Source organism: Vannielia litorea (assembly GCF_018424695.1).
GTDB classification, from domain to species: domain Bacteria; phylum Pseudomonadota; class Alphaproteobacteria; order Rhodobacterales; family Rhodobacteraceae; genus Vannielia; species Vannielia litorea_A.
The window spans coordinates 1-24,059 of sequence record NZ_QTNQ01000066.1; the positions used below are offsets into that span (position 1 = coordinate 1).

24 protein-coding genes are annotated in these 24,059 nt (G+C 66.6%); 11 read left to right on the forward strand and 13 right to left on the reverse strand.

The window, feature by feature from the left end; all coding sequences use genetic code 11:
* The 12 genes from DYI42_RS17860 to coxB all read right to left on the reverse strand — a co-directional run.
* Window positions 1–981: Hsp70 family protein (locus DYI42_RS17860; protein WP_213547700.1), on the reverse strand; the 981-nt coding region annotated here is incomplete at its 3' end.
* Window positions 982–1,156: 175 nt separating this feature from the next.
* Complete coding sequence (locus DYI42_RS17865) at window positions 1,157–2,575, reverse strand: FAD-binding oxidoreductase (protein WP_213547702.1); 1,419 nt, start codon at window positions 2,573–2,575, stop codon at window positions 1,157–1,159.
* Between the two features lie 30 nt (window positions 2,576–2,605).
* Complete coding sequence (locus DYI42_RS17870; protein ID WP_213547704.1) at window positions 2,606–3,433, reverse strand: MBL fold metallo-hydrolase; 828 nt, start codon at window positions 3,431–3,433, stop codon at window positions 2,606–2,608.
* A 65-nt stretch (window positions 3,434–3,498) separates the two neighbouring features.
* Window positions 3,499–4,086 (reverse strand): GNAT family N-acetyltransferase, encoded by a 588-nt coding sequence (locus DYI42_RS17875; RefSeq protein WP_213547705.1) that lies wholly within the window; start codon window positions 4,084–4,086, stop codon window positions 3,499–3,501.
* Complete coding sequence (locus DYI42_RS17880; RefSeq protein ID WP_244868003.1) at window positions 4,086–5,315, reverse strand: M16 family metallopeptidase; 1,230 nt, start codon at window positions 5,313–5,315, stop codon at window positions 4,086–4,088. Before DYI42_RS17880 ends, DYI42_RS17875 begins: the two co-directional genes overlap by 1 nt.
* Before the next feature lie 29 nt (window positions 5,316–5,344).
* A complete protein-coding gene (gene thrC, locus DYI42_RS17885) occupies window positions 5,345–6,733 on the reverse strand; it encodes a threonine synthase (RefSeq protein ID WP_213547709.1) in 1,389 nt (462 codons plus the stop codon).
* A gap of 10 nt (window positions 6,734–6,743) precedes the next feature.
* Window positions 6,744–7,406: an SURF1 family protein gene (locus DYI42_RS17890; protein WP_213547711.1), complete on the reverse strand. Its 663-nt coding sequence runs from the start codon at window positions 7,404–7,406 to the stop codon at window positions 6,744–6,746.
* 83 nt (window positions 7,407–7,489) lie between these two features.
* A complete protein-coding gene (locus DYI42_RS17895; protein ID WP_213547713.1) occupies window positions 7,490–8,311 on the reverse strand; it encodes a cytochrome c oxidase subunit 3 in 822 nt (273 codons plus the stop codon).
* Between the two features lie 37 nt (window positions 8,312–8,348).
* Window positions 8,349–8,936 (reverse strand): cytochrome c oxidase assembly protein, encoded by a 588-nt coding sequence (locus tag DYI42_RS17900; protein WP_213547714.1) that lies wholly within the window; start codon window positions 8,934–8,936, stop codon window positions 8,349–8,351.
* Window positions 8,936–9,145, reverse strand: a complete 210-nt coding sequence (locus tag DYI42_RS17905; protein WP_213547715.1) for a hypothetical protein — start codon at window positions 9,143–9,145, stop codon at window positions 8,936–8,938. Before DYI42_RS17905 ends, DYI42_RS17900 begins: the two co-directional genes overlap by 1 nt.
* A complete protein-coding gene (gene cyoE, locus DYI42_RS17910; protein WP_244868001.1) occupies window positions 9,142–10,080 on the reverse strand; it encodes a heme o synthase in 939 nt (312 codons plus the stop codon). Before cyoE ends, DYI42_RS17905 begins: the two co-directional genes overlap by 4 nt.
* 85 nt (window positions 10,081–10,165) lie before the next feature.
* Window positions 10,166–11,029 carry a cytochrome c oxidase subunit II gene (coxB, locus tag DYI42_RS17915; RefSeq protein ID WP_213547717.1) on the reverse strand — a complete coding sequence of 288 codons (864 nt, stop codon included), beginning with the start codon at window positions 11,027–11,029 and terminating at the stop codon, window positions 10,166–10,168.
* A 162-nt stretch (window positions 11,030–11,191) separates the two neighbouring features.
* Here coxB and tldD point away from each other — a divergent pair, with 162 nt between their 5' ends.
* The 4 genes from tldD to DYI42_RS17935 all read left to right on the forward strand — a co-directional run bounded on the left by tldD (window position 11,192) and on the right by DYI42_RS17935 (window position 17,098).
* Window positions 11,192–12,610, forward strand: a complete 1,419-nt coding sequence (tldD, locus tag DYI42_RS17920; protein WP_213547718.1) for a metalloprotease TldD — start codon at window positions 11,192–11,194, stop codon at window positions 12,608–12,610.
* A gap of 249 nt (window positions 12,611–12,859) precedes the next feature.
* Entirely contained in the window at window positions 12,860–14,008 is a 1,149-nt protein-coding gene (dprA, locus tag DYI42_RS17925) for a DNA-processing protein DprA (protein ID WP_440870650.1), read from the forward strand.
* A 129-nt stretch (window positions 14,009–14,137) separates the two neighbouring features.
* Window positions 14,138–16,750 carry a type I DNA topoisomerase gene (topA, locus tag DYI42_RS17930; protein ID WP_213547719.1) on the forward strand — a complete coding sequence of 871 codons (2,613 nt, stop codon included), beginning with the start codon at window positions 14,138–14,140 and terminating at the stop codon, window positions 16,748–16,750.
* A gap of 87 nt (window positions 16,751–16,837) precedes the next feature.
* The gene (locus DYI42_RS17935) at window positions 16,838–17,098 is read left to right on the forward strand and encodes a hypothetical protein (protein ID WP_213547720.1); all 261 of its coding nucleotides are present in this window, start codon (window positions 16,838–16,840) and stop codon (window positions 17,096–17,098) included.
* 12 nt (window positions 17,099–17,110) lie between these two features.
* On the opposite strand, the gene DYI42_RS17940 is transcribed toward DYI42_RS17935, so the two are convergent.
* Window positions 17,111–18,007: an MBL fold metallo-hydrolase gene (locus DYI42_RS17940; RefSeq protein WP_213547721.1), complete on the reverse strand. Its 897-nt coding sequence runs from the start codon at window positions 18,005–18,007 to the stop codon at window positions 17,111–17,113.
* Between the two features lie 142 nt (window positions 18,008–18,149).
* Here DYI42_RS17940 and DYI42_RS17945 point away from each other — a divergent pair, with 142 nt between their 5' ends.
* From DYI42_RS17945 to DYI42_RS17975, 7 genes are all read left to right on the forward strand, one after another.
* Window positions 18,150–18,854: a CoA transferase subunit A gene (locus DYI42_RS17945; protein ID WP_213547723.1), complete on the forward strand. Its 705-nt coding sequence runs from the start codon at window positions 18,150–18,152 to the stop codon at window positions 18,852–18,854.
* Entirely contained in the window at window positions 18,854–19,477 is a 624-nt protein-coding gene (locus DYI42_RS17950; RefSeq protein WP_213547725.1) for a 3-oxoacid CoA-transferase subunit B, read from the forward strand. The genes DYI42_RS17945 and DYI42_RS17950 overlap by 1 nt, the downstream gene beginning before the upstream one ends.
* A gap of 90 nt (window positions 19,478–19,567) precedes the next feature.
* The gene (locus DYI42_RS17955; RefSeq protein WP_213547727.1) at window positions 19,568–20,143 is read left to right on the forward strand and encodes a hypothetical protein; all 576 of its coding nucleotides are present in this window, start codon (window positions 19,568–19,570) and stop codon (window positions 20,141–20,143) included.
* A 183-nt stretch (window positions 20,144–20,326) separates the two neighbouring features.
* Complete coding sequence (locus DYI42_RS17960) at window positions 20,327–21,271, forward strand: lysylphosphatidylglycerol synthase transmembrane domain-containing protein (RefSeq protein WP_244868002.1); 945 nt, start codon at window positions 20,327–20,329, stop codon at window positions 21,269–21,271.
* The gene (locus tag DYI42_RS17965) at window positions 21,268–22,560 is read left to right on the forward strand and encodes an FAD-binding oxidoreductase (protein WP_213547729.1); all 1,293 of its coding nucleotides are present in this window, start codon (window positions 21,268–21,270) and stop codon (window positions 22,558–22,560) included. Before DYI42_RS17960 ends, DYI42_RS17965 begins: the two co-directional genes overlap by 4 nt.
* The gene (locus DYI42_RS17970) at window positions 22,557–23,300 is read left to right on the forward strand and encodes an SDR family NAD(P)-dependent oxidoreductase (RefSeq protein ID WP_213547733.1); all 744 of its coding nucleotides are present in this window, start codon (window positions 22,557–22,559) and stop codon (window positions 23,298–23,300) included. Before DYI42_RS17965 ends, DYI42_RS17970 begins: the two co-directional genes overlap by 4 nt.
* 64 nt (window positions 23,301–23,364) lie before the next feature.
* Window positions 23,365–24,059: SHOCT domain-containing protein (locus tag DYI42_RS17975; RefSeq protein WP_213547735.1), on the forward strand; the 695-nt coding region annotated here is incomplete at its 3' end.

A 24,059-nucleotide genomic window follows, 5' to 3' on the forward strand; every position in this document is an offset into this window, starting at 1 on the left:
CAACTCGGCGGCCAGCCCGGGCGCCACCATCCCCATCCCGATCCGGCCCACGCCCGCGTCATTCGCCGCGATCTTGCCCTTCTCCACCGCAAAGGCCAGCTCATGCCCCAGCTCGTCCTCCAGCACCCGTGCCAGCCGCGCCAGCTTCTCCGGCTCCACCGCCAGCTTCACCATCCCCGCCACCTCGCGCCGCACGTCGGGCGCGTAAAGAAACGGGATCTTCGCCCATGTCGCCAGATCCACGAACACCGCACGCGGCACCGGCAGCAGCCCGGCGCCAAACTCCCGGCGCAATTCACCGCCCATCCCCAAGAGCGGCATTACCTCGGCCACCGAAACCACCCGGTCGAAGTCCGTGCCGCCGAGCCGGATGCCGTGGCTGGCCACAATCTCCACCTCCGCGCCCGAGCGGAACACCGTGAAGTCGCTGGTGCCCCCGCCGATATCCACGATCAGCCCCACGTCCTCGGCGCGGCCCATCCCCTGGCAGGCGCGCGCCGCCGCCTCCGGCTCGGGCATGAACGTCACGTCCTCGAACCCCGCCGCCAGGTAGCAGCCGCGCAAATCCGCCTCCGCCTGCGCGTCCTTCTCCGTATCTTCGTGAAACCGCACGGGCCGCCCCGAAAGCGCCCGGGTAAACCGCGCCCGGGTGAACTCTTCCGACCGCTCCCGCACCTGCACGAGAAAGGCCGTGACCACCTCCGCCAGCGTGCGTCGCTTGCCCTCGATCAGCCGCTTCTCGTGGAACAGCGGCACCCCCAGCACCGATTTCAGCGCCCGCATGTAGCGCCCCTCCTCGCCGCCGATCAGCGCCGCGCCGGCCGCCGTGCCGATCCGCATCGCGCCGCCCCCCTCGGGGAAGAAAACCGCCGTCGGCAGCGTCTCCGCGCCCTGCTCCACCGGCAGCCGCCGCACCGCGCCGCCCGCATAGACCGCCGCCGCCGAGTTGGAGGTGCCAAAGTCGATTGCCAGCCTGTCCATCGTCCCGCCTTCCCTGCCGAAAGGCGCCGCAGCTACCCCAAGCCGCGCGGGCTGGCAAGCCCCCGCGCGCGGTCGGTTAACGCGGGGCGCTTATGTCATCCGACATGTGCATGGGTTGTGCATTGCGGGTGCATGGATTGTGCCCCCCTGCTTCACAGGGTTAACGCCGCCCCGCTCAGCCCCGCCGCAAAACCGCACCAGGGTTAAGAATGCCCAGCGGATCGAGGGCCTGCTTGATGCTCCGCATCATCTCCAGCCGCACCGGATCGCCCCATTTTTCAAGGTCCGCCACCTTGGCCCGCCCCAGCCCATGCTCGGCGCTGAACGAGCCATCCATTTCCGCAAGGAGCTGGTTTATCACGTCTTTCAGCTCCTCATAGGCTACGTCCGGGTAGTCCCCCCGCCGCTTTCCCGCGCCCGGAAAGACGTTGTAATGCAGGTTCCCGTCGCCCAGGTGCCCAAAGCAGTTGATCCTGAAATCCCCAGCCTTTCCAATCGCTTGCCCGGCCCGCTCGATAAACTCCGGCACCCGGCTCAAGGGCAGCGAAATATCGTTCGACACCACCGACCCCACCTTCCGGTTCCCCTCCGGCAACGCCTCCCGCATCGCCCAGAACTCGGCCCGCTGCGCCTCGCTCGCGCCCACCACGCCGTCACTCACAAGCCCCGCCTCGAAGCCCTCCGCAAAGACCTGCTCCAGAAGCTCTTGCGCGCTTTGCCCCCCGAAGGTGCCGATCTCGATCAACACGCTCCAGGGCGGCACCTCGGCCCAGGGCAGGCGCGCCTGCGGCAAGTGCTCGGCCAGGAACTTCGGGCCCTGCGCCGCGATCAGCTCGAAGGCCGAAATCGCTTGCCCCGCAAGGGCTTGCGCCCGCGCCAGCAGCTCCAGCGCCGCCGCCGGGCTCTCAACCGTGAGCACCGCCGCCGACACATCCGAGGGCCGCGGAAACAGCCGCAGGGAGGCGGCGGTAATCACGCCCAGCGTGCCTTCCGAACCCACCAGAAGATTGCGCAAATCATACCCCGTATTGTCCTTCCTCAGCCGCTTCAGGCCAGACATCACCCGCCCATCGGCCAGCACCGCCTCCACGCCAAGGCAGAGCTCCCGCGCATTGCCATAGCGCAGCACGTTCACCCCGCCCGCGTTGGTGCCCAGCAGCCCGCCAATCCGCGCCGTGCCCTCGCTCCCCAGCGACAGCGGAAAGAGCCGCCCCGCCTCCTCCGCAACCCCCTGAATATCCTGAAGGATCATGCCCGCTTCCACGGTCATCACCCCCTCTTCGGGCCAGATGCCGCGCACCCTGTTCATCCGTTCCAGCGAGAGCACCAGCGGCACCGGCCCCTCCGGCGCCACCTGCCCGCCCACCAGCCCGGTGCCACCGCCATAGGGCACCACGCCCACCCGGTGCGCGCTCGCCAGCCGCAAAATGGCCGCAACCTCCTCCACCGATCCGGGGCACAGCACCGCGCCCGCCCGGCCCGTTAACCTGTCTCTCGGTTCTTCGAGATATCGTTGCTCCACATCGCGCAGCACGCCATCCGGCAGCGCGGCTCGGAATCTTTCCACGATCTCGGGGGTCGCATCAGTCAACATGAGGCCATTACGCACGGCCCTGCGCAAAATTCAATCGAAGCCGGAAAGGACGACCGGCTGAAGCACCACGATCGTGGGCCGCGATGGCAGGTCTCGGAGTGAAATGGTTAACGAGCTGCCAACCCGCCGGTCGATGGCAAATTCTCCCGCCATGCCCTCAAGAAATCGCTCCAGCGAATAGCCCGAAAACCAGTGCATCGGCAGCACGATGGACGAGCGCAACCGGCTGACGATCCGCTGCATCGTGACCAGATCCACCGTCATCCCCCCGTCCACCGGCGCCATCACCACGTCGAGCCGCCCGAGCGCCGCATATTGCTCGGCGTTGGGCTCGTGGTGCAGGTGCCCGAGATGCCCGATGCACAGGCCCGCCACCTCGAAGATGAAGATCGAGTTGCCATCTTCCTCCGTTCCGCCAAAGCCCTGCCGAATATCGGTCGTCACGTTGCGCACCAGCATCTCGCCGAGGTCGAGGTGATGATCCGCCGGCCCCTCCGCGTCGCCCCATCCCTTGAGCACGTTTGGAATGCGCGGGTCCGGGTTCGGCGTCCAATGCGAGCTGTGGGCATGGTTCATCGTCGCCACGTCGGGCACAAAATCTTCCGGCCCGAGGTAGCCGTTGTAATCGGTCGCCACCGATAGGCCGCCCTCGGTCTGGATTACGTAGACCGAGTGATCGACATATGTGATCCGCACCGACTCCTCGGCCACGGGTTCCGCCCAGGTGGCCTTCTCGACATAGGCGATGCCGGGCGTCGCCTCGGCCAGCGCGATACAATGCGAAGGGCGCCTGTTCTGAGCCTGGGCGGCGCTGGCAAATGCGATGAGGCCTGCAAGGGCGAAGAGCGGTTTGAGCATGGGCGGTGCCTCCTGACGCTCACGCTACCTCAAATTCCGGCCGCACAACGCGCCCCACGAAAAGTTTACGCCCCGGCTTCGGTCCGGCCCCGCCGGTCGCGGCGCAAATTGGCGTAAAGCACATGATTTCGCCACCTGCCGTTGATCTGAAGGTAACTCTGCGCCACGCCCTCGTATTTGAAGCCGCATTTCTCCAGCGCCCCGCGCGACGCGGCGTTCTCCGGCAGGCAGGCGGCTTCGAGGCGGCTGAGGTCCAGCGCGGTGAAGCCATAATGCACAACCGCTTCAATGGCTTCCCGCATGAAGCCCCGCCGCTTGTAGGGCGCCCCGATCCAGTAGCCCAGTGTCCCCGATTGCGCCGGGCCGCGGCGGATGTTGTCGAGCGTGATCGCCCCCAAAAGCGCCTCGCCCTGCCGTGCGAAGAGGAAGAGCGGCACCGCCGACCCGCCGCCAATCGCGCGCTGCGCCCAGTAGACACGATTTGTAAAGCTTTTGCGCGAAAGATGGTCGCTGGCCCAGGTCGGCTCCCAGGGGGTGAGAAACTCGCGGCTCTCGCGCCGCAAGTCGCTCCAGGCACGGTAGTCGCCATGGGCGGGCGGGCGCAGCAACAGGCGCGGCGTGTCGATCCTGACCTTTCGCCGCCCCAGACGCATCAGGCCGCCAGCCGCTCCTTCAGCCCGCTCAGGCCGGGCGCGCGCTCGGCGGGGCCGTAAAGGGCCAGCGCGGCGGGCGCCTCGGAGGCGAGCCGCGTTGCAAAGCTGCGGAGGTCGCCCAGCGTCACGGCGTCGATCCGCTGCACCGTCTCTTCCGTGGGCGGCACACGGTCCCAGATGGTGACCATCCGCGCCATCCGCTCGGCGCGGCTGCTCGGGCCTTCGAGGCCCATCAGCAGCCCTGCCTTGAGTTGGTTGCGCGCACGTTCCAGCTCGGCCTGGCTCAGGTCATCCCCCGCCCGGCGCAGCTCGTCGATCACCACTTCGGACAGCCCGGCAATGTCCTCGCCGCTGGTGCCCGCGTAGATCGTCATCAGCCCGGTGTCGCCATAGGCGCCGGCCTGCGAATAGATCGAATAGCACAGCCCCCGCTTCTCCCGCAGTTCCTGGAACAGCCGGGACGACATGCCGCCGCCCATCGCACTGGCATAGATCTGCGCGGTGTAGATATCCGGGTCGCGATAGTTCGGGCTCTCCAGCCCCATCGCAAAATGCACCTGCTCCAGCGGGCGCACTTCGCGATACTCGCCGCCAACAAATTGCGCCGGTTCCTCGCTGCGTTTCGGGCGCGGCGTCAGGTGGCCAAAGGCCTTTTCCGCCAGCCGAACAATCTGGTCATGATCCACCGCGCCAGCGGCGGCCAGCACAAGATGCTCGGGGCCGTAATTCTCGGCGACGAAGCCCGAAAGATCACCCCGACCAAAGGCCTGAATCCGCTCGGGCGGGCCAAGGATCGTGCGCCCCATCGCCTGCCCCGGATAGGCGGCCTCCTGAAGCCAGTCGAAGATGATGTCATCCGGCGTGTCCAACGCCTGACCGATCTCTTGCAGGATCACGCCGCGCTCCACCTCGATCTCGGCGAGGTCGAAGGCGGGCTCCAGCACGATATCTGCAATCACGTCCAGCGCCAGCGGCACATCCGCCGCCAGCACGCGGGCATAATAGGCCGTCATCTCGCGCCCCGTATACGCGTTGATGTAGCCGCCAACGTCTTCGATTTCCTCGGCAATCTGCAAGGCGCTCCGCCGTGCCGTGCCCTTGAAGGCCATGTGTTCGAGGAAGTGGGCAATCCCGTTCTGATCCACCCGCTCATGCCGCCCGCCGGCATTGATCCACAGGCCAACCGAAGCACTCGCCAACCCGGGCATCGCCTCGGTGACAATGCGCATCCCGTTTCCAAGCCTGTCGATTTGCACGCTCACGCAGACCGCCTTTCCCTGATGAGAGTTTCGATGGCGTCGAGGTCGTTCTCGACCCGCGTCACCCGTTCCGACCTGTCATATAGGTCCGCCATGCGCTTGGGAAGGGCAGCATGCACGCCGCAGGCCTCTTCCACCGCCGCCGGGAACTTGGCGGGGTGGGCGGTTGCCAGCGTTACCACCGGCGTGGCGCCAAGGTGGTCGCGGGCCACACGTGTGCCCACTGCCGTATGCGGGCAGATCACCTCGCCGGTTTCCTTGAACATCCGTTCAATTTCAGCCTTCGTTTCGTCTTCGCTCACACGGCCCGAAACGTAGTGTTCGGTCAGCGCGCCCATCGCGTTTTTGCTCACGCGGAACTTGCCCGCCTTCAACTCCTCCATCAGCGCGGCCACCGCAGCCCCGTCCTTGCCATAGGCGAACCACAGCGCCCGCTCGAAGTTCGAACTTACCTCGATATCCATCGACGGGCTGATCGAAGGCTTCACCCCGGCCTTGGCATAGTCGCCCGTGGTCAGACAGCGGTGCAGAATGTCGTTCTGGTTGGTGGCGATGATGAGCTCCTCGATGGGCAGGCCCATCTGCTTTGCGAGGAAGCCCGCGAAGATGTCACCGAAGTTGCCGGTGGGCACGCAGTAGCTCACCTTGCGGTGCGGCGCGCCGAGCGCCACGGCGGAGGTGAAGTAATAGACGATCTGCGCCAGCACCCGGGCGAAGTTGATCGAGTTGACGCCCGCCAGCCCCACCTCGTCGCGGAAGGTGAAGTCGTTGAACATCTCCTTCAGCATGCCCTGGCAATCGTCGAAGTCGCCATCGACGGCCAGCGCATGCACATTGGCCGCCTCGGGCGTGGTCATCTGGCGCCGCTGCACCTCGCTGACCCGCCCGTGCGGGAAGAGGATGAACACATCCACGTTGTCGAGCCCGGCAAAGGCCTCGATGGCGGCAGAGCCTGTGTCACCACTGGTCGCGCCGACGATGGTGATCTTGCGGCCATTGCGCTTCAGCACGGTCTGAAACATCTGGCCGATGAGCTGCATGGCAAAGTCCTTGAAGGCCAGCGTCGGCCCGTGGAACAGCTCCAGCAGAAAGTGGTTGTCGGCCAGCTGCTTCAAGGGCGCCCGCGCCGGATGGCCGAAGCCCGCATAGGCCCGCCCGATCAGCGCCTGCACCTCGGCCTCGCTGCCCAGCGCATCGCCCACGAAAGGCGCGATCACCCGCGCCACCGCCTCCTCGTAGCTCACCCCGGCCAGCGCCGCGATCTCGGCCTCGCTCATGGTGGGCACGGTCTCGGGCAGGTAGAGCCCGCCGTCACGGGCCAGCCCCGTCAGCATGGCATCTTCAAAGCTCAGAACCGGGGCCTGCCCCCGGGTGGAGATATAGCGCATGGAAAGTCCTTCAGGCGGTGCGGCGCTTGATACGCCACATCAGGAAAACTGTCATCCCCAGCCAAACCAGCGCCAGCCCGAACCATGTGAGCGCGTATTCGAGGTGGTCGTTAGAGATGCCCGCGGTGGAAACGGGCAGCGGGGTGATGGTGGAGCCGGGGCGCACTTCGCGGGCGACGATCAGCACCGGCTCGGCGCCCAGCGCCTCGGCCATGGCGGGCACGTCGCGGGCAAACCAGAGGTCGTTATCAGGCTCTGGCGTGAAGCTGTCCACCTCGTCGGGCCAGTGCAGGTTGCCGGTGAGCTGCACCGCGCCCTGCGGCACCGAGATGTCGGCAGAAACGATCGTGCGATAGCCGAGATCTACCAGCAGCACCCGGCCTTCCGGCGTGGTCAGCGTTGTGATGAAGCGGTGGATCGCGCCCACCTGCTTGATCGAGGCCAGCACCATCAGCGCGTCGTTGCCCAGCTCTCCCTCGGCCTGCACGGGCAGGAAGCGGTCGGCCTCCGGGTCGGGCGCGGCGGGCACGGCCACAGGGGCAGCCCCGATCCGGGCCTCGATCTCCGCCAGCGCGGCCTCCTTCCACGCCAGCCGCCTCAGCTGCCAGGTGCCGAGGCTGACCAGGATTGCAACGCCGCAGATGCCGAGAATGGCCGGGAAGAGATAGCGCATCGGGGTTCCTTCAAAGCCGAACGCGGGCCGTCTCCAGCCCGCGTTCCGTATTCCGTGTGGTGGGCAATCTGCCCACCGCTCGCTCAGCCGCCCCAGATGTAGACCGCGGCGAAGAGGAAGAGCCAGACCACGTCAACGAAGTGCCAGTACCAGGCGGCGGCCTCGAAGCCGACGTGCTTTTCCTGCGTGAAGTGCCCGGCCCGCAGGCGCAGGTAGCAGATGAACAGGAAGATCGTGCCGATCACCACGTGGGCACCGTGGAAGCCGGTCGCCATGAAGAAGTTGGCGCCATAGATGTTGCCCGAGAAGCCAAAGGCGGCGTGGCTGTATTCGTAGGCCTGAAGCACGGTAAAGATCAGGCCCAGCACCACGGCCAGGACAAGGCCCTCGCCCATGGCCTTGCGGTTGTTCTCATGCACCAGCGCGTGGTGGGCCCAGGTTGCGGCCATCCCCGAGCAGAGCAGGATCAGCGTGTTGATGAGCGGCAGATGCCACGGGTCGAAGGTTTCGATGCCCGCGGGCGGCCAGACGCCATCGACGGCGGGGGCCTGGTCGATGTCGGGGTTCATCGGATACATCGCGTGCTTGAAGAAGCTCCAGAACCATGCGGCGAAGAACATCACCTCCGACATGATGAAGAGGATGAAGCCATAGCGCAGGCCGATCCGCACCACCGGGGTGTGATCGCCCACCTGGCTCTCGTCCACCACCTCGGACCACCAGGCAAACATGACGTAGAGCACGCCGATGAAGCCCAGCAGGAAGATCCAGGGCTGGTTTGTCTCCACCTGCGGAGACATCCACTGCACCGCCCCGAAGAGCATCACAAAGGCCGCGATTGCACCGGCGAAGGGCCAGATCGAGGGGTGGAGGATGTGGTAGTCGTGGTTCTTTTCGTGGGCCATCTTTGGTTCCTCGGACGGTCTCTTCAGTGTCTCTCGTTCAGTTCTGCGCGGAGGCCGCCGGGGCGTCACTCTGCAGCGCCGCCTGCTCTTCGGGCAGGTCGATCTCGTAGAAGGTATAGCTCAGCGTGATCGAGTTTGTGAACTTGGCATCGCGGTCGTTCACCAACTCGGGGTCCACGAAGAAGCTCACCGGCATCTGCACCCGCTCGCCGGGTTGCAGCACCTGCTCGGTAAAGCAGAAGCAGTCGATCTTGTCGAAGTAGCCGCCGGCTACATAGGGGGCCACGTTGTAGCTGGCCTGGCCGGCAATCGGGCGGTCGGTCGGGTTGTAGGCCTCGTAAAAGGCCAGCCCCGTCTCACCGATCTTCAGCGTCATCTTCTGCTGAACCGGCTTGAACTCCCACGCCATGTCGCGCTCGACATTGGCATCGAACCGCACGGTGATCTCGCGGTCGAGCACCACGTCGCTGCTGCCCTCGGCCACCGAGGTGGTGCCGCCGTAGCCGGTGACCTTACAGAACCAGTTGTAGAAAGGCACCGCCACCCAAGCCATAGCGCCCATGAAGACGACAACGCTCACCGCATAAAGCGCAACGCGGGCGTTCTGCTTTTCGGGAGCGGCCATCAGTTGCCCTCCCCTGCAGTCGTCTCGGGGGTGGTAATGCCCGGCCGCACCGCATGGTCGAAACCTTCAAGCGCCGCCGCGCCGCCGCCGCGGGTGACCTTCACGAAGGTCAGGCCCAGCACGATGGCGATCAGCGCCACCAGCGACAGGGCAACGCCCACGTTACGGCCCAGCCGGCGCTGGTGCAGCTCATGCTCCGCCCGGATCATGCCGCGCCCCCGATCAGGCCCAGCGCCCGCAGTGCGGCATCGGCCAGAAGGGCACCAAACTGCAGCGTCAGGTAGATCAGCGACAGCTTGAAGAAGCTCTTCTCGACCTTGTAGCCATCCGCCTGCGCGGCCTCAGTCGTCCGCCGCAGAATGGCCCATGCGCCCTTGGCAAAGAGGGCGTTCATCACCAAGGCAGTGGCGATATAGGCCGGCCCGGCGATTGAGGTGAAGCCCAGCGCCAGCGCCGAGGTGGCCAGCACGAGGGTGTAGATGAAGATCTGACGGCGCGCGGCGTCATGCCCGTGGGTCACGGTCAGCATCGGCACCTTGGCATCGGCATAGTCCGACTTCATGAAGAGGCAAAGCGCCCAGAAGTGCGGCGGCGTCCAGAAGAAGATCAGGCCGAACATCAGCACTGCTTCAAGGCTGACAGAGCCAGTGGCCGCAACCCAGCCCACCATCGGCGGGAAGGCCCCGGCGGCGCCGCCGATCACGATGTTCTGCGGCGTCCAGCGCTTGAGGATCATCGTGTAGATGACCGCGTAGAAGAAGATGGTGAAGGCCAGCAGAGCGGCGGCGGCGAGGTTGGCCGCAAGGCCCAGCATCATCACGCTGAGGCCCGAGAGCGCCACGCCAAGGCCCAGCGCCTCACCCGGCTGGATCTTTCCGGCGGGGATCGGGCGCTTTTGGGTCCGGCTCATCACCGCGTCGATATCGGCATCCCACCACATGTTCAGCGCGCCGGAGGCCCCTGCCCCGATGGCGATGAAGAGGATGGAGGTGAAGGCGATGAACGGGTGCACCGGCACGGGGGCCACGAGCAGGCCCACCATCGCGGTGAAGACAACAAGGGACATCACGCGCGGCTTCAGCAGGGCAACATAATCCCCGAAGCCCGGTTCTTCCGTGCGCTCATATGCGTTCACATCGCTCAAATCGTCTGCCTCCCCAGCGGGCCCTGTTCGCATCGCCCGCGCAGTAGCATGTGGCCGGGCAGCAGCCTTGCCGCCCGGGAACTGGTCAGTCGGCCGAAGCCACCTTCACCGCAGGCGCGCGCCCGGCGAATTCCTCGGTGGCCATCTCGAGCCACTCGGCATAGGCCTCCTGGCTCACCACCTTCACGGTGATCGGCATGTAGGCGTGGTCCTTGCCGCAAAGCTCCGAGCACTGGCCGAAGTAGACACCCTCGCGCTCGGCCTTGAACCAGAGCTCGGCGGTCCGGCCCGGCACGGCATCCTGCTTCACGCCAAAGGCCGGCACGGTCCAGGAGTGGATCACGTCGGCGCCGGTCACGCGCACCACGACAACTGTATCCACCGGGATCACCATCGCGTTGTCGGTCGCCAGCAGGTATTCGTCGGGCGCGTAGCCATATTCTTCCAGCTCGTCGCGCTGAAGCATCAGAGCATCGAAGACGATGCCTTCCTCGGGGTATTCGTAACCCCAGTACCACTGGTAGCCGGTGGCCTTGATGGTCAGCTCCGGCTCCGGGATCTCCTGCTGCTTGAAGAGCACGGGCAGCGAGAAGGCGCCGATGAACACGAGGATCACGATCGGCCCCAGCGTCCAGGCAATCTCAAGCGGAGTGTTGTGGGTGAAACTCGAGGGGTTCGGGTTCGACTTCTTGTTGAACTTCACGATGATGATCGCGAGCAGCAGCACAACGAAGAGCGAGATGGCGATGATGATGACGTTCACCATGCCTTCCAGCCAGTGAATGTCGCGCGCCAGCTCGGTGGCGGCGGGCTGCCAGGCAATGCCCTTTTCGTGCGGCTTGCCGATGGCTTCGAGCCCCTCGATCCCGTCCTGGGCGTGGGCGGCAACACCGTGAAAGGCCATCATCAGGCCCGTGGTCACGGCAGCAAGGAGCTTGGAAATCTTCATCGGCACGTCCCTTCGCTTGTCTGAAGCGCGTCTGCGGGGTGGCGTTCGCGGGGCCACCCGTTGTTCCTTCGCGCGTCTCAAACCATATTACATCAGATCGCTCAAGCGGTTCCAGCGCGGCAATGTGGCGCGCGGCCCGCGAAAATGACCCGAGGAAATCACATGTCCGACAGCTTCCGCCCTTTTGAAACAAGCCTCGACGAGGCCGCAGCCCTGCGTGGGCTCCGTGCCGCAACCGACGGCGCAGAAGATGGCGAGCTGTTCCTCGAACGCCGCGCCTCCGAAAACCTCGTGTTCGAAGACGGCCGGGTGAAGACCGCCAGCTTCGATGCGTCGGAGGGATTCGGCCTGCGCGCGGTGAAGGGGGAAACCTCTGGGTATGCCCATTCCACCGAGCTCTCCGAAAAGGCCCTGCTGCGCGCCGCCGAGACCACGCGGCTCGCCGTGGGCGATGGCGGCGGCGTGCTCGCACCCGGCCCCCAGGCCACCAACCGGCGGCTCTACGGCGACGCCGACCCGATCGAGGGCGTCGAGTTTCCCGTCAAGATCGAGACTCTGGCCGAGATCGATGCCTTCACCCGCGATCTCGATCCGCGCGTGGTGCAGGTGTCGGCCTCGCTTTCCGCCGCGCTTCAGGAGGTCGTCATCCTGCGCCCCGACGGCACCAAGGTGTCCGACACCCGCCCGATGACCCGAATCTACGTGTCCCTCATCGTCGAAGAGAACGGGCGGCGCGAGAGCGGCAGCCACGGTGGCGGCGGGCGCGTGGCGCTCGGCGGGCTGATCGACCCCGCGATGTGGCAGCCCGCCGCCCGCGAGGCGCTGCGAATCGCGCTGGTCAACCTCTCCGCCGAGCCCGCCCCCGCCGGCACCATGGACGTGGTGCTCGGCCCCGGCTGGCCCGGCATCCTGTTGCACGAAGCCGTGGGCCACGGGCTGGAGGGTGACTTCAACCGCAAGGGCTCTTCCGCCTTCGCCGGTCTGATGGGCCAGCAGGTGGCTGCGCCCGGCGTGACCGTGGTGGATGACGGCACCATCCCCGACCGGCGCGGCTCGATCTCGGTCGATGACGAGGGCACACCGAGCAGCAAGACCACCCTGATCGAGGATGGCGTGCTCGTGGGCTACATGCAGGATCGCCAGAACGCCCGGCTCATGGGCGTGCCCGCCACTGGCAACGGCCGCCGCCAAAGCCACGCCCACCCGCCGATGCCGCGGATGACCAACACCTACATGCTCGGCGGCACCGAGAGCCCCGCGAGCATCCTCGCCGGGCTGGAAGACGGGCTCTACGCCGTGGGCTTCGGCGGCGGGCAGGTCGACATTACCTCCGGCAAGTTCGTCTTTTCCTGCACCGAGGCCTACCGGGTGAAGAACGGCAAGGTTGGCGCGCCGGTGAAGGGCGCCACGCTGATCGGCGACGGCGCGACCTCGCTGAAGAACATCACCGCCATCGGCAACGACATGGCGCTCGATCCGGGCATCGGCACCTGCGGCAAGGCGGGCCAGTGGGTGCCCGTGGGCGTCGGCCTGCCCACGCTCAGGATCGGCGGGCTGACGGTGGGCGGCGCGGCGGGGTGAGAACGCCCGGTTAACCCCGTTTGGCCGAAGTAGCAGCGCCGGATACCCACGCTTCCACCCCGGTCTCACGCCGTCCGCTGGGCGGCGCGGGCGGAAGGGCTCAGAATTCTAAGGGGTTTTTCGCTCTTCCACGCCGCCGGGGAAGAAATTTGGCATTCTCGCCCGATTTTTTCCGGTGCGTTAAGGGGCGGTTAACCACTTAAGGCTAAAACCAATCCTGCAAGCAGACGGAGCGACGTTGGCGTGGATTTGTTTTCTTCCCCACCCCCCCTCGCACCACCCACCTCGGAAGAAGATAAGCTGGCGTGGCTTCGTCTCTTGCGCTCTCGACGGGTGGGGCCCACCACATTCTACCGGCTGATGGCCGAACATGGCACCGCAGAGGCCGCCCTTGCGGCCCTGCCGGAAGTGGCCGCCGCCGCAGGCGTCACCCAGTATAGCGCCTGCCCGCGCGAGATCGCCCAACGTGAGTTTTCCGCCGGAAAGCGCGCCGGCGCCCGCCTCCTGGCCGCTGGAGAGCCGCACTACCCCAAGGCCCTGCGCGATATCCCCGATGCCCCGCCCCTGCTCTGGGCGCAGGGCGACCTCACGCTTCTCAACGCCCCCACCCTTGCCGTCATCGGCGCCCGCAACGCCTCATCGCTGGGCCGCCGCATGGCCGCGCGGCTTTCGTCCGAACTCTCCAAGGCGGGCCACGCCATCTGCTCCGGCCTCGCCCGCGGCGTGGATACCGAGGCGCATAAGGCGGCGCTGGAGGGCGGCACCATCGCCGTGGTCGCCGGCGGGGTCGATGTGACCTACCCGCAAGAAAACGCCGCGCTGATGCGCCAAATCGCCGAGGGCGGTCTCGTGGTGTCGGAAGAGCCGCCCGGTCTCCAGCCGCAGGCGCGGCACTTCCCCAAGCGCAACCGCATCATCTCGGGCCTCTCCCGCGCCGTTGTGGTGGTGGAGGCCGGCGCGCGCTCGGGCAGCCTGATCACCGCGCGCATGGCGCTGGATCAGGGCCGCGAGGTGCTCGCCGTGCCCGGCCACCCCTTCGACGCCCGTGCCTCTGGCTGCAACCTGCTCCTCCGCGACGGCGCCACGCTGATCCGCGGCGCGGATGACGTGATCGAGGCCCTCGGCCTGCAGCAGGTCGCCCCCCAGCCCGCAGCCGCCACGCCAAAGCCCGCGCCTGCCCCGGCCGACCTGCCCCGCGCGGCGCAGCGCCCGCAGGCCGAAACCCGCAGCCTCCACGCCCGCATCCTCGGGCTCATCGGCCCCTCCCCCGTGGCCGAAGACCAGCTGGCGCGCGACCTTTCGCTGCCCGCTCAGCGCCTCTCCGAAAACCTGCTCTCGCTCGAACTCGACGGCCAGATCGCCCGCCAGCCGGGCGGCCTCATCGTAAAGACTGCGTGATTTGCGCCACCCTACGCGCGCCCGCGCGAAGGGTGCGCCGGGGCATGAATGGCTCCATTGACATCGCCGCGACAGCCCCCACATGTTGCGCGCCAATCCGAGTCACCCCCCAGCCCTGAAAGGCGCCCCATGCCAGTTGTCGTTGTCGAGTCTCCCGCCAAGGCCAAGACAATCAACAAATATCTGGGCTCCGACTACACCGTTCTGGCCTCCTACGGCCACGTGCGCGACCTGCCCCCGAAGGATGGGTCTGTCGACCCCGACCATGACTTCGAGATGAAATGGGAGGTGGCTTCCGACAGCAAGAAGCACGTCGCCGCCATCGCTAACGCCCTGAAGGACGACAACGCGCTCATCCTCGCAACCGACCCCGACCGCGAGGGCGAGGCGATCAGCTGGCACCTTCAGGAAGCCCTGACCAAGCGCAAGGCGATCAAGAAGGATACGCCCGTCAGCCGCGTCACCTTCAACGCCATCACCAAGGATGCGGTGAGCGAGGCCATGGCCAACCCGCGCCAGGTCGATATGGAGCTGGTCGAGGCCTACCTCGCCCGCCGCGCGCTCGATTACCTCGTCGGCTTCAACCTCTCCCCCGTGCTCTGGCGCAAGCTGCCCGGTGCCCGTTCCGCCGGTCGCGTGCAGTCGGTCTGCCTGCGCCTCATCGTCGAGCGCGAGATGGAGATCGAGGCCTTCCGCGCCCGCGAATACTGGTCGGTCAAGGCCCTGCTCGACACGCCGCGCGGCCAGAGCTACGAGGCCCGCCTCACCGTTCTGGGCGGCAAGAAGCTTGAGCGCTACGACATCGAGAACGAGACCGCCGCCGAGCTGGCGGTGCAGGCGATCAACTCCCGCGATCTCACCGTCAAATCGGTCGAGGCCAAGCCCAACACCCGCAACCCCTCGCCCCCATTCATGACCTCCACGCTCCAGCAGGAGGCCAGCCGCAAGTTCGGCATGGGCGCGCGGGCCTGCATGAGCACCGCACAGCGCCTCTACGAAGCGGGGCACATCACCTACATGCGAACCGACGGCATCGACATGGCCCCCGAGGCCGTGGCCGGTGCCCGCGACGCAATCAAGGGCCGTTTCGGCGCCGACTACGTGCCGGGCGAGCCGCGCATCTACAAGAACAAGGCCAAGAACGCGCAGGAAGCGCACGAGTGTATCCGCCCCACGGATATGACGAAGGACGCCGAAAGCCTTCGCCTCGAGCCCGACCAGCGCAAGCTCTACGACCTGATCTGGAAGCGCACGCTGGCCTCCCAAATGTCCTCCGCCAAATTCGAGCGCACCACCGTCACCGTCGGCAGCGCCGACGGCCAGGTGGAACTGCGCGCCACCGGGCAGGTGGTGCTGTTTGACGGCTTCCTGAAGGTCTACGAAGAGGGCCGCGACGACGAGGTGGTGGATGACGACGACCGCCGCCTGCCGCAGGTTTCCGAGGGCGAGAAGGCGGGCAAGAAAAGCATTACCCCCGAGCAGCACTTCACCCAGCCCCCGCCCCGCTACACCGAGGCCACGCTGGTCAAGCGGATGGAAGAGCTGGGCATCGGCCGCCCCTCCACCTACGCTTCTATCGTTACCACGATTCAGGATCGCGAGTATGTCCGCAAGGACAAGAATCGCCTGATCCCCGAAGACAAGGGCCGGCTGGTTATTGCCTTCCTTTCCAATTACTTCCGCCGCTACGTGGGCTATGAGTTCACCGCGAAGCTGGAAGAGGAACTGGATGAGATTTCCGCCGGTGACGCCCAGTGGCAAGCGGTGCTCGCCTCCTTCTGGCGGGATTTCAAGGCGGCGATCGAAGAAACATCCGAGCTGCGCATCACCGAGGTGCTCGAAAAGATCAACGAGGTGCTCGAACCGCACCTCTTCCCGCCCCTGCCCGAGGGCGGCGATCCGCGCCTCTGCCCGCATTGCGGCAAGGGCCGCCTCTCGATGCGCACTGCCCGCTCCGGCGGCGCCTTCATCGGCTGCTCCAACTACCCCGAGTGCCGCTACACCCGCCCCTTCGGCCCGCCCGATCCCGAGGCCGAAAAAAGCGCGATCCCGCCCGAGGGCAAGCTGCTCGGCGAGGACGGGGGAGACAAGATCTGGGTGATGAAGGGCCGCTTCGGCCCCTACGTCCAGCGCGGCGAGGTGACGGAAGACAACAAGAAGCCCCCGCGCCAGTCGGTCCCCAAGGAGTGGAAGCCCGAAGAGCTTGAGCTGGCCACCGCCGTCAAGCTGCTCGCCCTGCCCCGCCTGATCGGCCCCCACCCCGAGGATGGCGTGAATGTCTGGGCCAACATCGGGCGCTACGGCCCCTACCTGAAGCACGCCGAAAGCACGTCGGATCGGGGCGGCACCAATGCCAACCTAGAAGGGCTCGACGAGGTCTGGGAGGTGGGCATGAACCGCGCCGTCCAGCTCCTGGCCGAAAAGGTCGCCTCCCGGGGCGGGCGCGGTGCGGCAAAAACCCTCCGCGAATTGGGCGAACACCCCGAAGCCGGTGGCGTGGTGGCGATCATGGAGGGCAAATACGGCCCCTACGTGAAATGGGACAAGATCAACGCCACCCTGCCCAAGGGCTCCGACCCCGAGCAATTTACCATGGATGCCGCCGTTGAGCTGATCGCCGAGAAGGCCGCGCAGAAGGGCAAGAAGCGCCCTGCCGCCAAGAAGGCCACGGCCAAGAAAACAACGGCCAAGAAGCCCGCCGCAAAGAAGGCGCCCGCAAAGAAGGCCGCGGCGAAGAAGTAGGCTTCGCCACGGTATTTCCCCATTCTCGCGCCCCTGCCGCCCGAAACCGCCGTTAACCGTGTTTCGGGGGAGCAAGAAAGGCGCATCATGTTCGATCGGATACTCAGCAGGCTGAAGCCCAAGGTCTTCTTTCCCATTGCGGCGATGATCTACGGCCTGCTGAAGGTGGCGAATGCCTACCTCGCGAGCGTCAACGCGGGCGCGCCGATGACAACGGCACACCTGATGGGATATGCCCTCGGCGTTCTGCTGGTCTGGGGCTTTGCCGGCCTGCTTGTGGGCTACGGCCTCGACATGCTCGACAAGCGCATCGCCCGCGAGGCCGCCGAGGCCGACCCCGCCGACTGACCGCGCCCGCGCCTAGCGCGGGTCGAACCGGTTGAACGGCACCTTCAACACCCGCCGCCCCTCCGCGTCCGGCTCCGGAAACCGCCCGCCTCTCAGGTTGATCTGGAGCGCGTGCAGCATCCGGTCGGGCAGCGCCAGGGTGGCATCGCGCTCTTCCCGCGTCTCGATGAAGGCTTCGCGGGTGCTGCCCCGCTTCACATGCACGTTCCCGGCGAGGTGCTCGGCCACCGTCGCCTCGCAGGCCGGATCGCGCCCGCCCTTGCAGTAATCGTGCCCGATGAAGATCCGGGTGTCTTCCGGCAGCGCCAGGATGTTCTGCAACGTCTCCCATAGCTCCGAGGCCGACCCGCCGGGAAAATCGGCACGCGAAGTGCCGCTGTCGGGCATCATGAAGGTGTCATGGGCAAAGATCGCATCACCCACGAGGTAACTGACCGAGGCCAGAGTGTGCCCGGTCGAAAGCATCACCTTCACCTCCATGTTGCCGAGGCTGAAGGTCTCGCCATCGGCGAACATTCTGTTCCACCAGTCACTTCGGCCCTTCAGGCTCTCGTCCGCGTACAGGTCGGCCCAGATGTCCTGCACCTTCAACACCTTCTCTCCGATCCCCGTCTTTGAACCGAAGCGTTCCGCCAAGTAATGGGCGGCGGAAAAGTGGTCGGCATGAGGGTGGGTGTCGAGCACCCATTCAACGCTCAGGCCCTCGTCTTCGACATAGGCGGCGATCTCGTCCGCCGCCGCCGTCCACGTGGCCGCCGCCGCCGGGTCGAAGTTCATCACCGGGTCCACGATCATCGCTGCACCTGTCGCCGGGCAGGAGGCGACATAGGCCCACGAGCCTGTATCTGCTTCGTAGAAACACGCCACATCGGGGCTCGCCGCGCCCCCCTTCGAGCTGGAAAAATGCATGAAAACCTCTCTTGCCTTTCCCCCAAAACATTCACGCCTTGGAATTTGTTCCGCCTCGGCCCCGCCGCAGCGCAGCATAAGTTTCATTGACTCCCGCCCGGCACGGCGTGAAAACGAGGGGAAGACATCCAGAGGAGACACCATGCAAAAAGTCTATGGCTCCGCGGCAGAGGCGCTCGACGGCCTCCTGTTCGACGGCATGACGATCGCCGCCGGGGGCTTCGGCCTCTGCGGCATCCCCGAGCTGCTGATCGACGCCATCGTAGAGGCCGGCACCAAGGATCTGACGATCGCCTCCAACAACTGCGGGGTGGACGGCTTCGGCCTCGGCAAGCTGCTCGACACCAAGCAGATCAAGAAGATGATGAGCTCCTACGTCGGCGAGAACGCCGAATTCATGCGCCAGTATCTCTCCGGCGAGCTTGAGCTGGAGTTCAACCCGCAGGGCACATTGGCCGAGCGGATGCGTGCCGGCGGCGCTGGCATTCCCGGCTTCTACACCGCCACCGGCGTCGGCACCGTGATTGCCGAGGGCAAGGAAGTGAAGAGCTTCGGCGGCAAGGATTACATCCTCGAAGAGGGCATCTTCGCCGATCTTTCCATCGTCAAGGCCTGGAAGGCCGACGACACCGGCAACCTCGTCTTCCGCAAGACCGCCCGCAACTTCAACCCGCCCGCCGCGATGTGCGGCAAGACCTGCGTGGTCGAGGTCGAAGAAATCGTGCCCCGCGGCTCCATCGACCCCGACCACATCCACCTGCCCGGCATCTACGTGCATCGCATCATCCAGGGCGAGCATGAGAAACGCATCGAACAACGCACCACACGCAAGCGGGAGGACGCATAATGCCTTGGGATCGCAACCAAATGGCCGCCCGCGCGGCGGATGAGCTTGAAGACGGCTGGTACGTGAACCTCGGGATCGGCATTCCGACGCTTGTGGCCAATTACGTCGGCGACAAGGATATCACCCTGCAATCCGAAAACGGCATGCTCGGCATGGGCCCCTTCCCCTTCGAGGGCGAGGAAGACCCGGACCTGATCAACGCCGGCAAGCAGACCATCACCGAGCTTTCGCGCACCTCCTACTTTGACAGTGCTACCTCCTTCGGGATGATCCGGGGCGGCAAGATTGCCGCCGCCATCCTCGGCGCGATGGAAGTGGCCGAGAACGGCGATCTCGCCAACTGGATGATCCCCGGCAAGCTGGTGAAGGGCATGGGCGGCGCGATGGATCTCGTCGCCGGTGTCGGTCGCGTCATCGTGGTGATGGACCATCAGAACAAGCACGGGGACTCAAAGGTGCTGAAGGAATGCACCCTGCCCCTCACCGGCACCGGCGTGGTCGACCGGATCATCACCAACCTCGGTGTGCTCGACGTGGTCGAGGGCGGCCTCAAGATCGTCGAACTCGCCGAGGGCGTCACCGAAGACGAGATGCGCGCGGCCACCGAGGCCACCATCGTCTGATCTCCGGGGCAGCTCTTCGGCCCTTTCGGCCCCGAAGAGCTGCCCCGAAATCTCCACATCCCCGTCCCGCCCAAGCCGCCTGGGCCTGAGATGCCCGCACCCATGTATCGGCTGCTGGAAAGATGCCTGCGTGTGCCCGGGTCCGCCCCTGCGGAGGCGGGCGTCGTGCTGTGCGCCTATCTGCTTGCGCTCACCCTGATGCCGCGCGGCCCTGTCAGCCCGATTGCGATCACCCTTCTGACGGTCCTGTGCTGGAGCTTCGCGCGCCGCCTGCCCGCCGCCATCAGCGAGGGCCCGCGCGAGGCTGGTCGGGCCGCTCTGCTCGGCGCGGGCGCGATGATCGTCATGGTCGGCGCGCTGATCCTCTGGCTGGATGGCACGCGCTGGCTGATGCACCTCTATGGGCTCGTCCTGCTCGTACCGGCCTTGCGGGCTGCGGCGAGCTTGCGCAATCCGGCGCGGGACAGCGAGATGCCGCCCGAGAGCGTCCGACAGGTGGCGAGGGTGCATATCATCACCGCGAGCCTGCTGATCCTCGCCAACGCGACACTGGCCGAGGCTGGCGTCGCGTTGCATTGGGTCATCTTCCGCGCGTTTGCACCCGTTGCCTTCTACCTGTTGATGGACCTCATGGCTGATCTGACGGTGCCCTGCGAAGATGAGTGACCGGCGCCCGGCCGCCGCCGCCCGTGACGCCCGCCGCACCACCCCAGCCGCCCTCCGGCTTTTGTTGAATTGTTAGAAACAACTTCACATTATCGCCCCATTCTGTTGCTACCCGGGCGGTAAATGACAATGGCAACGAGCAGTGAGAATTCCGGCGCAAAACGGCGCCCCGGCCTGCCCCGCATGGGGCGGGAGCTTTACTTCGTGCTGCTGCTGCTGGGCCTCTTTGCCGTCGGCATCATCGGGCTCGCGCTTGCGGGCGGCTGGCAGGAAAGCTGGGAGCAGGTCATGCGCCTGTCTCTCTGGCAGCTCGGCGCGCTTCTGGCCCTCTCCCTCGTCAACTACCTCTTCCGCGGGCTGCGCTGGCACCTCTTCGCCCGCCGCCTCGGCCTCACCCTATCCGCCCGCGCCAACATGCGCCACTTCCTCGGCGGCTTTGCCATGACGGTCACGCCAGGCCGGGTGGGCGAACTGGTGCGGATGCGCTGGATCAGCCGCGAGGCCGGCTGGCCCTTCACCCGCTCCGCCCCGCTGGTGCTGGTCGACCGCGCCTCCGACCTCGCCGCCATGGGCGTGATCCTCGCCGTCGCGCTCTCGCTCTCGGCCATGGGGATCAGTGGCGCGCTCGGCGTCGCCGCCCTGGCCCTCGCCTCCGCCGTCATCGCCACCCGTCCGGCGCTGCTCTCGGCCCTCGTCACTTGGCTTTACCGGCTTACCGGCAGGCTGCCGCGCCTCTTTGCTCGCATTCGCGGCGCAGCGCGCTCGCTGCGGGTGTTCTCCACCCTGCCGGTCATCGCAGGCTCCACAGCGCTGGGGCTCGCAGGCTGGGTCGCCGAAGGCTACGCCTTCCACCTGCTGCTGCTGTGGATGGGCGCCGACATCGGCTTTTTCTCCGCCGTGGCGATCTTCGTGTTTTCAACCCTCGCGGGCGGGCTCACCGGGGCGCCCGGCGGGGTCGGCGGGGCCGAGGCGGCGATGATCGCGCTGCTGGGCCTCCACGGCATCCCGCTGGAGGTCTCGGTGCCCGCCACCGCCGTCATCCGCGTCACAACCCTCTGGTTCGCCATCGGCATCGGCCTTCTGGTCTTTCCCATCGCCGAGCGGGCCTCACTCAAGGCAAAAGCATGAGCTGGAAAAAAGACACCTGGACAGGCTGGGGCCGCATCCTCAAGGCCGAGGGCGAGCTGGCCCGCCCCGAGCGGAGCGCCGCGCTGGCCAAGCTCGCGCCCGAGGCGCCCGCCATCGGCAACTGCCGCTCCTACGGCGACGCCTCGCTGGTCAGCGAAGGCCGCGCCATCAGCATGGTCCGGCTCGACAAGATCCTGTTCTTCGACGAGGCCGACGCGCTGATCCACGTCGAGGCCGGGGCGACAATCGCCGACCTCGCCCGCATCCTCGCCCCGCGCGGCTTTCTGCCTGCCGTCATGCCCGGCACCGGCTTCGCCACCGTCGGGGGCTGCATCGCCATGGACGTGCACGGCAAAAACCACCATGGCGCGGGCAGTTTCGGCCAGCACGTCACCGAAATCACCCTTGCCACCGGGCAGGTGCTCACCCCCTCCGACCCGCTCTTCAAGGCCACCGTCGGCGGCCTCGGCCAAACCGGCCCCATCGCCTCCGCCAAGCTGAAACTGCTGCGCGCCAAGGTCGATGTGATGATGGTCACCGAGCGCCGCGCCGAAGATCTCGACGCCTTCCTCAACCTGCTCGACACCTCCGAAGCCACCTACACTGTGGGCTGGATCGACGCGACGGCAACGGGCGACGCCCTCGGGCGCGGCATCCTCGAAGAGGGCGAAACCGGCGCAGGCCTGGTGCCACCCGCCAAGCGCGGCCGCCGCGTGCCCTTCAACGCCCCGGGCTGGGCGCTCTCCGCCCCCATCGTGCGCCTCTTCAACAAGAGCTATTACAACCGCGTGCCCGCCGCTGGGCGCACCTCAGTCAAACCGATCGATGATTTCTTCTTCCCGCTCGACCGCATCCATGACTGGAACAAGCTCTACGGCAAAAAGGGCTTCCACCAGTTCCAATGCGTGGTGCCGCTCGCGGGCCGCTCTGCGCTCAAGCCGATGCTGGAGGCCATCGCCACCTCCGGCCTCGCCTCCCCGCTCGCGGTGCTCAAGCGCATGGGCCCGGGCCGCGCCGGGCACCTCTCCTTCCCGATGGAGGGCTACACGTTGGCCGTCGATTTCCGCAACCGCACCGGCACCCGCGGGCTGATCCAGGAGCTGATCGCCGAAGCCAAGGCCGTCGGCGGGCGCATCTACTTCGCGAAAGACAGCGTGGCCCGCGCCGAGGATATCCCCGGCATGTATCCTGACCTCGCCACCTGGGCCGAGGCCGTCAACGCCGCCGACCCCGACCATGCCTACGAGACCGATCTCACCAAACGGCTCAACCTGAGGAACGCCAAATGACCGAAACCTGGATCCTCCTCGGTGCCACCTCCTCCATGGCCCGCGCCATGGCCCGCCAACTGGCCGATGAAGGCGCCAACCTCCTGCTCGCGGGCCGCGACATGGCCGATCTGGAGGCACAGGCGACCGACCTCGCCCTGCGCGGTGCCACCAGCGCCGAGGCACTCCGCTTCGACGCGCGCGACGCCGAAACCTTCGCGCCCATCATCGCCAAGGCCGAAAGCCTCGCCGGTGAAGGCCAAATCAACTGCGCCGTCTTCGTCGGCTCCATGCCCCCGCAAGACGCCATCGACGCCGACCCGTCGCTCATCGACGGCACCGTGACCGACAGTTTCACCGGCCCCGCCCGCTTTCTTCAAATGCTGGCCCCCAAGCTCGAAGCCAAGGGCAAAGGCCTCATCATCGGCGTCGGCTCGGTGGCAGGCGACAGGGGCCGCATCGGCAATTACGTCTACGGCGCCGCGAAATCGGGCTTCGCCACCTACCTCTCCGGCCTGCGCAACCGCCTCGGCCGTTCCGGCGTGCATGTGATGACGGTGAAGCCCGGCTTCGTCGACACCGCGATGACATGGGATGTAGAGGGCATGTTCCTCGTCGCCTCCCCCGCGCAGGTCGCCGCCCATATGCTCAAGAAGGGCCGCAAGGGCCGCAACGTGCTCTACACCCCCTTCTTCTGGCGCTACATCATGGCCATCATCCGCTCCGTGCCCGAGCCGATCTTCAAGAAGCTCTCGGTCTGATCGCGCTGGCCGCTCCGGGCGCAACCTGCTAGGCCGGGATTACCCCGCCAGCACTGGAGCCCCCATGTCTGCCCTCACCGAAGACGGCAAGAAAGCCACCGCAGAGATCGCCGCGCGCCACGGCGTCTCCCCCGGCGCCGCCGAGGCGCTGCTCTTCGCGCTGGTGCAGGGGCAAGGCACGCAGGCCCAGTTCAACCACCCCGAGCTGGGCGGCATGGGGCAATGGTCGCAAGGCGGCATGACCATGGTGGGCGATATGTTCAACAACGCGCTGAAAGCGCAGGTCGATGGGCTCTGCGCCGACCTTTCCGCGCTGCTCCAGCAAAGCGGCACCTTCCATCGCCCCGCCTCCAGCCAGAGCCAAAGCCAGGGCCACGGCACCAGCCTCTTCGTCTCCGGCGGCGCGGCCTCCTCGGCCTGGCCCGAAGAACTCGGCGCCCCCTCCTCGCAGGGCGCGCAAAACAACATGCGCTACGCCGTCTTCCCCGCCACCCGGCGGCTCGCCATCGAGCTGGGCGGCAAGGTCGAGGTCTATGACACCGCCGATCACCAGATTTCCGGCGTCGGGCAGCAGCAAAGTGGCGATCAGTCGCTGACCTTCACCAGCCGGCACGGTCTCGTGCGCCTGGCCGATTTGAGAAAAGTGGCCAGCGGATCGGCGGATGAGGCCGCAACGGCACCCGAAGCCGACGCGCCCGCGCCCGAGCCACAGCCCGAAGCGCCAACACCCTCTGCCCCCATGGCCGAGCAATCCGCCCC

Bases quoted from the DNA above. Each gene is read 5' to 3' on its own strand.
- DYI42_RS17865 (WP_213547702.1), bottom strand. From the start codon at position 2,575: ATGTTGACTGATGCGACCCCCGAGATCGTGGAAAGATTCCGAGCCGCG.
- DYI42_RS17870 (WP_213547704.1), bottom strand. From the start codon at position 3,433: ATGCTCAAACCGCTCTTCGCCCTTGCAGGCCTCATCGCATTTGCCAGC.
- DYI42_RS17875 (WP_213547705.1), bottom strand. From the start codon at position 4,086: ATGCGTCTGGGGCGGCGAAAGGTCAGGATCGACACGCCGCGCCTGTTG.
- DYI42_RS17880 (WP_244868003.1), bottom strand. From the start codon at position 5,315: ATGCGCATTGTCACCGAGGCGATGCCCGGGTTGGCGAGTGCTTCGGTT.
- thrC (WP_213547709.1), bottom strand. From the start codon at position 6,733: ATGCGCTATATCTCCACCCGGGGGCAGGCCCCGGTTCTGAGCTTTGAA.
- DYI42_RS17890 (WP_213547711.1), bottom strand. From the start codon at position 7,406: ATGCGCTATCTCTTCCCGGCCATTCTCGGCATCTGCGGCGTTGCAATC.
- DYI42_RS17895 (WP_213547713.1), bottom strand. From the start codon at position 8,311: ATGGCCCACGAAAAGAACCACGACTACCACATCCTCCACCCCTCGATC.
- DYI42_RS17900 (WP_213547714.1), bottom strand. From the start codon at position 8,936: ATGGCCGCTCCCGAAAAGCAGAACGCCCGCGTTGCGCTTTATGCGGTG.
- DYI42_RS17905 (WP_213547715.1), bottom strand. From the start codon at position 9,145: ATGATCCGGGCGGAGCATGAGCTGCACCAGCGCCGGCTGGGCCGTAAC.
- coxB (WP_213547717.1), bottom strand. From the start codon at position 11,029: ATGAAGATTTCCAAGCTCCTTGCTGCCGTGACCACGGGCCTGATGATG.
- tldD (WP_213547718.1), top strand. From the start codon at position 11,192: ATGTCCGACAGCTTCCGCCCTTTTGAAACAAGCCTCGACGAGGCCGCA.
- topA (WP_213547719.1), top strand. From the start codon at position 14,138: ATGCCAGTTGTCGTTGTCGAGTCTCCCGCCAAGGCCAAGACAATCAAC.
- DYI42_RS17935 (WP_213547720.1), top strand. From the start codon at position 16,838: ATGTTCGATCGGATACTCAGCAGGCTGAAGCCCAAGGTCTTCTTTCCC.
- DYI42_RS17940 (WP_213547721.1), bottom strand. From the start codon at position 18,007: ATGCATTTTTCCAGCTCGAAGGGGGGCGCGGCGAGCCCCGATGTGGCG.
- DYI42_RS17945 (WP_213547723.1), top strand. From the start codon at position 18,150: ATGCAAAAAGTCTATGGCTCCGCGGCAGAGGCGCTCGACGGCCTCCTG.
- DYI42_RS17950 (WP_213547725.1), top strand. From the start codon at position 18,854: ATGCCTTGGGATCGCAACCAAATGGCCGCCCGCGCGGCGGATGAGCTT.
- DYI42_RS17955 (WP_213547727.1), top strand. From the start codon at position 19,568: ATGCCCGCACCCATGTATCGGCTGCTGGAAAGATGCCTGCGTGTGCCC.
- DYI42_RS17960 (WP_244868002.1), top strand. From the start codon at position 20,327: ATGGGGCGGGAGCTTTACTTCGTGCTGCTGCTGCTGGGCCTCTTTGCC.
- DYI42_RS17965 (WP_213547729.1), top strand. From the start codon at position 21,268: ATGAGCTGGAAAAAAGACACCTGGACAGGCTGGGGCCGCATCCTCAAG.
- DYI42_RS17970 (WP_213547733.1), top strand. From the start codon at position 22,557: ATGACCGAAACCTGGATCCTCCTCGGTGCCACCTCCTCCATGGCCCGC.